The following is a 9,582-nucleotide window of genomic DNA, read 5'->3' as shown; positions in this document are numbered from 1 at the left end:
ATAAAATTTAAATTCTTTATAAAAAATAATAAACAGAACTAAAATGAACACCCTTACCAAATTTTTGAGCCTAGGCTTACTGCTACTCAGCCTTACAAGCCTACAAGCCCAAGTAGGAATTGGGACAACAAGTCCAGAATCCTCAGCGGCTTTAGAGATAAAAAGTACTACGCAGGGTCTTTTACCTCCACGTATGACAACGAATGAGCGTGATTTAATAGACACTCCTGTACCAGGTTTGTTGGTTTATAATACCACAACTAAAAAACTACAATTGTTCACTACTGTTGAAGAACAGCAAGAAGATGTAGTTATTGCCAACACGACCATTAACAATGGAGGTACTTGTATGACCAGTGGCAATCTTTGGTTTACGCCAAATATATCGGGCACCTTAAACGAGGTTAAATTAAATACCTCCGGTACAGGTGAAACAGCCTCTTTGGTTATTATGGATGTCAGTTCTTGTGATAATACCAGTACGGTTTTAGGGAATTCTAATTCAGTGAATATGGTAGCGGGTTGGAATACATGGACCTTCTCAACTCCAGTTGAGGTAGTTGCAGGGACCACCTATTTCATATCTTCAAACGATGCAACGGGATGTTTGGGGGTGAAGTGGTCAGACTCAGGAGATGACAGCCGTATGGGAAATGTCATGGATGATGATTTTATGATGTCTTGTACAAACGATACATATGACATAGCTGCAGAGATTAGAATTTCACAACCCGATGCAATCAATACCGTATGGGTAAACTTAAATTAACTTATAATTTTAATTTAACGCCTATATACCATCCTAAAAAGTATAAGATATCAGAGCATTTCAAAGTCTTGATTTGATAAATCCAGAAAACCATAGCAACCGAAGAATTAATTACAAAGTAGTTAGAAATGAGAAGTTTGATGTAGGGTGTTGGAAGTTTTATTATAGATTGAAATCTGCTTTGCGCCTTTGCGAGAGTCAATCAATTTTAAATTCTTAATTAGAAATGAAAGTTTTGAAGGTTAGATGTTACGTGTTAGATGACAAAATTGAAAATCAAAAAATTGAAATAAAACCTTTGTACGCACTGTGTATTCATGGTTAAGCAAAATTATAGCTTCATAAATAACGAATATCGAAGTAAGAAATGAGAAATTATAAAATTTAAATTCTTTATAAAAAATAATAAACAGAACTAAAATGAACACCCTTACCAAATTTTTGAGCCTAGGCTTACTGCTACTCAGCCTTAACAACCTACATGCCCAAGTGGGTATAGGCACTACAGACCCTAAAACAAGCCTGCAAGTTGTTGGAGAACCAGCAAGCACGACCACGGCAGATGGAGTGCAGGTACCATCGCTTAGTCTTGCAGAACTCGACGCTAAAGTAGCAGCTTATGGGACTGATCAAAACGGGTCTATTGTATTTATAGATGATATAACCACTGTTACGTCTTCAACTGAAACAGCAAGTATAGATGCTGTTGGTTTTTATTATTATGATGCCGATAACGATACGTGGAAGGTATTAAGTAACAATTCAACCTTGGCAGATGGATCGGTAACCTCGGCCAAAATCCTAGATGGAGAAATCGTTAATGCCGATATTTCCTCGTCTGCAGCTATTGCACAATCTAAAATTGATGGACTAAGCGCCTCACTGGCTAACAAGGCAAATTTAGCTTCTCCTACATTTACTGGCACTGTTTCATCTTCTGCTTTTTCAGGGGATGGTTCAGCCTTAACAGGGGTTACAAATACTAACTTTGATTTAACTGGTGCAGTCGACGGCGATTTATTACGATACGATGCAGCAACTTCGAAATGGGTAAAAGTAACACCAGATTACATTTCAAATGGTGACTCGAATGTGGGATTTGGAGCAACAACTATAGAGTCCTCAGCGGCTTTGGAAGTAAAAAGTACTACGCAGGGGTTTCTACCTCCACGAATGACAACGAATGATCGTAATTTAATAGCCATTCCTGTACCCGGATTGATGATTTATAATACCACAACCAACCAGCTTAATTTATTTAATGCTATCCAGTGGTCGAATATGGACGGCACATCTGCTTCCTCTGCTTCCAATGCACCAGCTATTTCAGGTGTAACCTCAGGCAATGGTAAGGTTGATGTAGCCTTTACGGCACCGGCTGATAATGGAGGATCCACGATAACCACCTACACAGCGACTTCAAATCCTGGCGGTATAACCGGCAGTATTTCTCAGGCAGGAAGCGGAACCATTACAGTTAGCGGTCTTACCAATGGAACAGCTTACACCTTTACGGTAACCGCGACCAATGCTGTTGGCACAAGTGCTGCAAGCGCGGTCTCTGATTCAGTTACGCCATTAGCTCCGGTAACTTACACCATACTTGATCAATACACAAACCGAGTACCCACAGGAACAAGTTATATACAAAACACTGAATATAATGAATATATTGATGCAGGATCTGTTGATGCTTCCCCATTTACTATTACAAAACTAACTTCATATGCAGGCGGTATTGTATTTTATGGTTCTACAGAATTAAATTCACAAGCTTCAGAAAATACGTTTCGACTTTCGGCTAGTACCGGGAATTTTGATTTTATTTCATTTTACCTTGATGACTTAGAACCAAACATAAATAGTGGAACTTCATCAACACTTCCAAGAATAACCCTTACCTCAAGTTCTGGATCTACAGTGACTTATGAAGCTACAGTTATGTTTTGTGATGATTTTATGTGTATGTATATGTATTCTGATACTGGTATCAAAACATTAAATTGGACTAATATAGAATGGGTAGATATTAAAACACAATATGTAAAAGCGAAGACGAAAACCTATGTTTTAAAAACATTATAATAAAATCGTGATTTAATACAACAAAAAAACGAAAACAATACACAGTGGTCAGATAACAGTCTGCAATTTACGAATCATAATAGCAGCAATAGAATAATACTTGCTTATCTACAAATAATGAAAAAAACACTATTTACAATTGTAATCGCCCTAATAGCTATACACACCACCAATGCTCAGGTGGGCATTGGCACTACAACCCCAGATGCTTCAGCACAACTTGAAGTACAAAGCACGACCAAAGGTTTCCTGCCTCCACGGATGATCGCAGCAAAGCGGAATACTATCAGCAACCCAGCCCAAGGATTAATGATTTATTGTACCAATTGTGGCTCAAATGGCGAAGCACAGTTGTATAACGGTACGGACTGGACTAATATGACGGGCGATGCTGCAACCGATGCCCCATCAAATATTTACTGGGTTGAGAAAGCTAATGATGGAACCAATGATGAATTCATCGTTAGAACAGACCTAGATGGAAATAATAAAGTGACTCTAGTTACAAGTGAAGGTTTTGCAGTTCAAAATTTTGGTTCCAACATGCAGGTAAAATAATAGATTTTTTTTTCAATTTGTCTTATAATTTATAGTCTGTATCCATTACTTAATAGTTGAGATTATATTAAAACCTAAAAACTTAGCACACTTAAACGCTTATATACAACAACTCAAAAATTAATATGAATAAGAAGAACATGAAACATTTACTCAACTTAATACTCTTACTTGCGGTTTCAGCGAGTTACGCCCAGCTGCATATAAGTAGCGGCACAGAACTTTACGTAGCAGAAGAAGCTGCCTTTTACACCAACGAAGATGTCAATAACCAAGGAACATTAACCTTTAAGTCAGACACTGAAGTCAACTTTACCCTTGATGCTGGATTAGACAATAGCGCTGGCAGCATTGCTTTTAATGATGCTACTCTAGTAATAGGTAGCGGTACAACCAATGCCAATAGCACCGATAATTTTACATTTGGAACTAACGACGAAGTAAAAAACGTAGTGCTAGACAAAAGTTCAGGAACTACCAACGTTATTGGCGGTCACTTAGGCATTAGTGAAACCTTGAAGCTAACCAGCGGTACACTAACGGCTGGAGACAAGATTACCATGCTTAATCCAAGCGTGGGTCAAGAAGCTTATGTAGTAGAATCAACCGGCGGAACAGCCAACCTTAGTGTAGAAAAATTCTACCCCGCTAAACGTGCCTTTCGGATGGTAGCTAGCCCCGTAAACGGTAGTAGCCTATTTGACAACTGGCAAAACGGCGGTGCTAATGAAACGGGGATTGGAACCCATATTACGGGTTCAGCGACTGGAGCTAATGGTTTCGACCAAACTGAAACTGGGAATCCTTCTTTATTCTATTTTGATAATGGATGGCAAGCCATCGCCAATACCAATGCGACTAATTTAACGGCAGGAACTCCCTACCGACTCATGATTCGTGGCGATCGAGACCCAAATTTACTACTCGATAATGATGCTACTCCTAATCCTACTACTTTACTCTCAACAGGAACGTTAGAGGTAGGCACTGTAACAAAAACCTTTCCAAGTGCTGGAAGTAGTTCAACCTTTGCTTTTGTAGCGAATCCGTACCAATCAAGGATTGATGTGAGTGAAGTTCTTTCCAATAATTCAAATGCTGTAGATGATAAATATTGGGTTTGGGATCCGATGATTAATACCCGCGGTGGTTTTGTTTTGGTTGCTGAAAATAATACTAATAATCCAACGGTATGGGAATTAACACCCAGTGATAATAGCAATACGAGTCCCTTTTCAACTGTTCCCAAATTCATCGAACCTGGACAAGCCTTCTTTACTCAAGTTACCCAAAGTAATCCTAGTATTCAGTTTACTGAAAGTGTAAAGGATGTGACTACTACACTTCCAAAATCAGCGCCATTCAGCGATAATCAGATGAGCATGTTGTTGGATTTAAAAAATGAAGGAAATCAGGTTATTGATGCCATTCGTTTACGCTTTGCTGCCGATGGAATTACTGAAGTAGATGCAGCAGATATTGCTAAAATGGGCAACTTGGACGAAAACCTAGCTTCTGTCAATGAAAACAGCTTGTTTACTATTCAGCGTAGAAACTTCCCTGAAAATGATGAGGTGATCCCCTTATTTACTAACAACTGGCGAAATCAAGACTACAGCTTTATGGCTAACTTAAACAATTTTGGAACAACAGCAGTTTATTTAGTTGATGCGTATTTAGGCACGGAAACTTTGTTAGAAGACGGGCAGACTTATTCCTTTGATGTAGATGAAAGTATTAGCGAATCGGTTGACACATCGCGATTTTCCTTGAAATTTGATACAGAAACCATGGGTGTGGAAGATGAGGACAATAAATTATTTAGCCTCTACCCTAACCCAGCTAAAGACTTAGTGAACATTCAAACGAGCTTGGCTTTAGGTAGCCAAGTAAGCATAGAAATTTACAACATGCTTGGTCAACAGGTACATGCCGAAAAGCAAACACTAAAAGCAAGTAGTTTACAATTAGAGGTAAGCAACTTTACAAGTGGCGTTTACATCGTAAAACTCAATGACGAAGCAGGAAACAAACAAAGCACACAATTAATTAAAGAGTAAAACATGAAAAATATAAGTAAAGTAATATTCACCCTAGCCTTGGTAAGCCTTTTCGGCTTATCAAGCGCCTACGGGCAAGGCCTTGAAGATGCTATGGGTGGTTTTGAAGATAAAGTCAATGATGTGCCCATCAATTTCCTTATTCCCTTAGCTTTACTCGTTGGAGCTTACTTTGGCGTAAAAAAAATGAAAAAATAAGCCATGCTCAAGCGATTAAAAAAACCAATAAGCTCGATGTCATGTCCTATATTTTATACCTAGCTATTGCTATAATTCTTGTAAACATCATCTTCGTTCTTTAAGAACAAATTCAGCTTGAAAAAGAGCTTGAGTTATTCAGGCAAGGCTGGTAAAGCAACAATCTATTTTTAATTTGGTTTTTCAGAAGCCACCCTTTAAGTTTTTAAGGGTGGTTTTTTTATTGTTGGATATAAAAATTTGGCTAAAAACTTTTTCAATAAGCTATAGATGGTAAAAAATTAACCACATGCCTAGTAGTAAGCAGAAATGTTTGTAACTGATTTGAGATTGGAAGAAAAAAGCATAACTCTAATCAAGTACAAAGCTTTTCAAACAAATAATTTAAACTGATTTAGAAGTAAATTAAGCTATACTAACTTGATATTACTTTTTATATTCTATACACCTATGTAGGAAATCTTTTTTAATTGGAACAATGATTTAAGGGGGGGATAATTTAAAAAATGATTTTTATCTGTAAGCTAAGCAGCGTTCACTTTTGGCTTGATGTTGATGATTCGAAATTTTGTTTTTCTATTACCATTATTTTCTTGTTTAACCAATGAAAGATTAGGCTAATTGTTTAGTAATTCTGTGTTAATAGATAGTCAACTAATATATTTCTTTATAGCCTTGTAGGATTATACCTACTTTTTTGAAAAACTAAAAACAGCAATTATGATTAAAAAACTAAAATTTACTCTTTTAAGCCTTGTGTTTATGAGTACGGGAATAGCAATGTCGCAAGGAACCCAACCAAATGGTTCAGGAAGCAGTGTTGACCCCTATAAAATTGCTACTAAGGAGAATTTGCTTTGGCTTTCACAGAATTCATCTACTGAGTGGGATGCCGTTTATGAGCAAACAGCTGATATCCTTTTTGAGGATGCCGACTTTGAAAGCAGCGGCGATTTTTATAACAACAGTGACGGATTTTTACCTATAGGTGATGGTACAACCAATTTTACTGGCTCCTATGACGGGCAGGGAAATACCATCGACGGACTATTTATAGACCGTTCTAGTGAAGCACTAAACGGACTCTTTGGCTACATTGGTGATGGTGGCGAAGTAACCAACCTTGGAGTAGCAAACGTAAATCTAACTGGGCAAAACCAAATGGGAGGTTTAGCAGGCAGAAACAATGGGCGGATTGAGAACAGCTTCACTACAGGGGTTGTTGATGGCGGTGAGCGAACTGGTGGCCTAGTAGGTCACAACGAAGGAACAGGAACAATAGAAAACAGCTACAGCGGTACAGAAGTCATTGCTGGCAGCCAGGGTAACCAAGAGAAGATAGGTGGACTAGTAGGAGATAACAGTAATGCAAGTATTAAAAAATCTTACAGCTTCGGTGTCGTTGACCAGGCAGGTGTGGCCTCACCCGTAGGCGGTCTCTCCGGAAGAGAAGACGGTGGCGATGCCGAAAATGCGGACAGTTTCTGGGATACACAGACATCAGGGCAATCATCGTCAGGCGGTGGTACAGGAAAAACCACTTCAGAAATGCAGGACGTTGCTACCTTTACGAATGAATCCACATCTGGACTATCATTAGCCTGGGATTTTGTGAATGATCCAAACAATGATTTGGGTACAGATGATATCTGGAACATCGATGCGTCGATTAACGACGGTTACCCCCATTTAGATAAGGTCGTTCCGAAGAAAATTCAGTTCGTACTAAATAGTCCAGCAGACGGCAGTACAGGTATCCCAACACCCACAGAACTAGATGTAACAGTCACCAGCTCCTCAGGTAATCCTATCAACATAGAATTCTTCCAAGTTAGTGGATGGGATATCGATACAGCAAGCTACGATGAAATTGAAATTGACACACAAGACACCGGACCAGAAGGCATTCACTTCAGCGCTGATGGTGAGACCATGTATGTCATGGGCTACAGTGATGAAGAAGTTTATCAATTCGATCTCGCTACCCCATGGGATTTGTCCACTGCCGTATTTGAGTATAGCCAGGCAAATGTGAATGCCAACTCCACCGACCTCTTCATAAGTCCAGATGGAACAAACTATTACGAACTTGAAAAAGCAGATGGTGAAATCCATTGGATGGATATGGTCGGTGGCGAAATCAACACAGTGGACACACAAAACATCAACGCAACTATATCTACCCAAAGTTCTGATCCAGAGGACATCTATTTCAGTCCGGATGGAACGATGCTGTATGAGCTAAGCAATAGCAGTATCTATGAGTACGAACTTTCTACGGCCTGGGACATCAGCACAGCGACCTATAGTAATGTGAGTATTTCCACCCAGGATGCCTCTTCAACAGGCCTATTTTTTCATCCAGATGGTGAGAAAATGTATGAGCTCGGCGATGGCAGTAACCAACTACATCAGTTTAGCCTAAGCACCGCTTGGGACTTATCCACGGCTACGCCCGATAATATCTCAATAGACCTTGACCACGGAGATGCCCATAGCTTATTCTTCAACCCAACAGGAACCCAATTGTATTATGTTGGCAGAGGTGCAGAAAGGGCTTATTCATATTCATTGAACGGCACCGGCGAAATTATTGCCAGCGTCTCCAACGTGGATAGTGGTTCAGATGCAACACACACCTGGGAAGGCTTAGATGAATTAACTCACTACGAATGGTACGCCACCGCAAATGATGGCTCAACTAGTACCACCTCTGATAGCTGGAGTTTTAGAACCGGTAGTCCTATCAAGTGGACTGGTGCAACAGACTCGCAGTGGAATACTAGCAGTAACTGGTTGGAAAACAATACTCCTATTAATTCAGATGATGTCCTTATTTTAGGTACGGCAACCAACATGCCAATAGTCTCAACTGATGTGGAAATAAATAATTTAGAAATTGAAAGCAATGCAGACCTAACAATTAATCCTGATAAAATACTAAAAGTCAATCATAACATCACCAACAACGGTCAAATTACCTTTAAAAGCGATGCCACAGGCGATAGCTATCTTGATGAATTTACAGGAAGCATTACAGGAACAGGAGATGTTGTGGTAGAGAAATACTACCCCGCCAAACGCGCCTTTCGGATGGTAGCTAGCCCCGTAGATGGAGGCAGAATGTTCGATAACTGGCAAAACGGCGGAGCTAATGAAGCAGGTATAGGAACGCATATAACGGGAGGTTCAACAGCTAATGGATTTGATCAAACAGCAACTGGGAATCCTTCGATGTTTGAGTTTATTACAGGAACGGGGTGGCAAGCTATCGCCAATACCAATGCTACTAATTTAACAGTAGGAACTCCCTACCGACTCATGATTCGTGGCGATCGAGATCCAAATTTACTACTCGATAATAATGCCACTCCTAATCCTACGACTTTAATCGCTACTGGTGAGTTAAAAGTAGGAACAGAAAGTTTTAATTTCCCAAGCGCTGCATTTAGTGGTACAACCTATGCTTTTGTAGCGAATCCATACCAATCGAGGATTGATGTGAGTAGTGTACTTACAGCAAACACCAATGCTATGAATGATAAATATTGGGTTTGGGATCCGATGATTAATACCCGCGGTGGTTTTGTTTTGGTTGCTGAAAATAATAATACATGGGGACTAACACCCAGTGATACAACCAATACGAGTCCCTTTTCAACTGTTCCTAAATTCATTGAACCCGGACAAGCTTTTTTTATTCAGTTAATAGGAACAGATTCAAATATTTCTTTTACTGAAAGTGTGAAGGATAATACCACCTCTCCAAAACCTGCGCCATTCAGCGATAATCAGATGAGTTTGTTATTCGAGTTGCAAAATGAAGGAAATCAGGTTATTGACGCGATTCGTTTGCGTTTTGCTACTGATGGAATTACTGAGGTAGATGCAGCAGATATTGCTAAAATGGGG

At 39.5% G+C, this 9,582-nt stretch carries 5 protein-coding genes and 2 pseudogenes; all 7 read left to right on the top strand.

What is annotated here, in order from left to right:
- The first annotated feature begins 43 nt into the window (after positions 1 to 43).
- A complete protein-coding gene (locus G7034_RS08115; RefSeq protein WP_166400468.1) occupies positions 44 to 769 on the top strand; it encodes a DUF4082 domain-containing protein in 726 nt (241 codons plus the stop codon).
- 420 nt (positions 770 to 1,189) lie between these two features.
- Positions 1,190 to 2,854 carry a fibronectin type III domain-containing protein gene (locus tag G7034_RS08110; protein ID WP_166400467.1) on the top strand — a complete coding sequence of 555 codons (1,665 nt, stop codon included), beginning with the start codon at positions 1,190 to 1,192 and terminating at the stop codon, positions 2,852 to 2,854.
- A gap of 117 nt (positions 2,855 to 2,971) precedes the next feature.
- Complete coding sequence (locus G7034_RS08105) at positions 2,972 to 3,412, top strand: hypothetical protein (RefSeq protein ID WP_166400466.1); 441 nt, start codon at positions 2,972 to 2,974, stop codon at positions 3,410 to 3,412.
- A 125-nt stretch (positions 3,413 to 3,537) separates the two neighbouring features.
- The gene (locus G7034_RS08100; protein WP_166400465.1) at positions 3,538 to 5,472 is read left to right on the top strand and encodes a T9SS type A sorting domain-containing protein; all 1,935 of its coding nucleotides are present in this window, start codon (positions 3,538 to 3,540) and stop codon (positions 5,470 to 5,472) included.
- A gap of 3 nt (positions 5,473 to 5,475) precedes the next feature.
- Positions 5,476 to 5,670, top strand: a complete 195-nt coding sequence (locus G7034_RS08095; protein ID WP_166400464.1) for a hypothetical protein — start codon at positions 5,476 to 5,478, stop codon at positions 5,668 to 5,670.
- A 720-nt stretch (positions 5,671 to 6,390) separates the two neighbouring features.
- A pseudogene (locus G7034_RS12090) lies at positions 6,391 to 6,960 on the top strand (GLUG motif-containing protein); the annotation flags it as partial.
- A 651-nt stretch (positions 6,961 to 7,611) separates the two neighbouring features.
- A pseudogene (locus G7034_RS11835) lies at positions 7,612 to 9,582 on the top strand (hypothetical protein); the annotation flags it as partial.

It is taken from the genome of Psychroflexus maritimus, assembly GCF_011089875.1.
Classification (GTDB): domain Bacteria; phylum Bacteroidota; class Bacteroidia; order Flavobacteriales; family Flavobacteriaceae; genus Psychroflexus; species Psychroflexus maritimus.
This window is presented reverse-complemented; position numbering and strand designations above follow the sequence as displayed.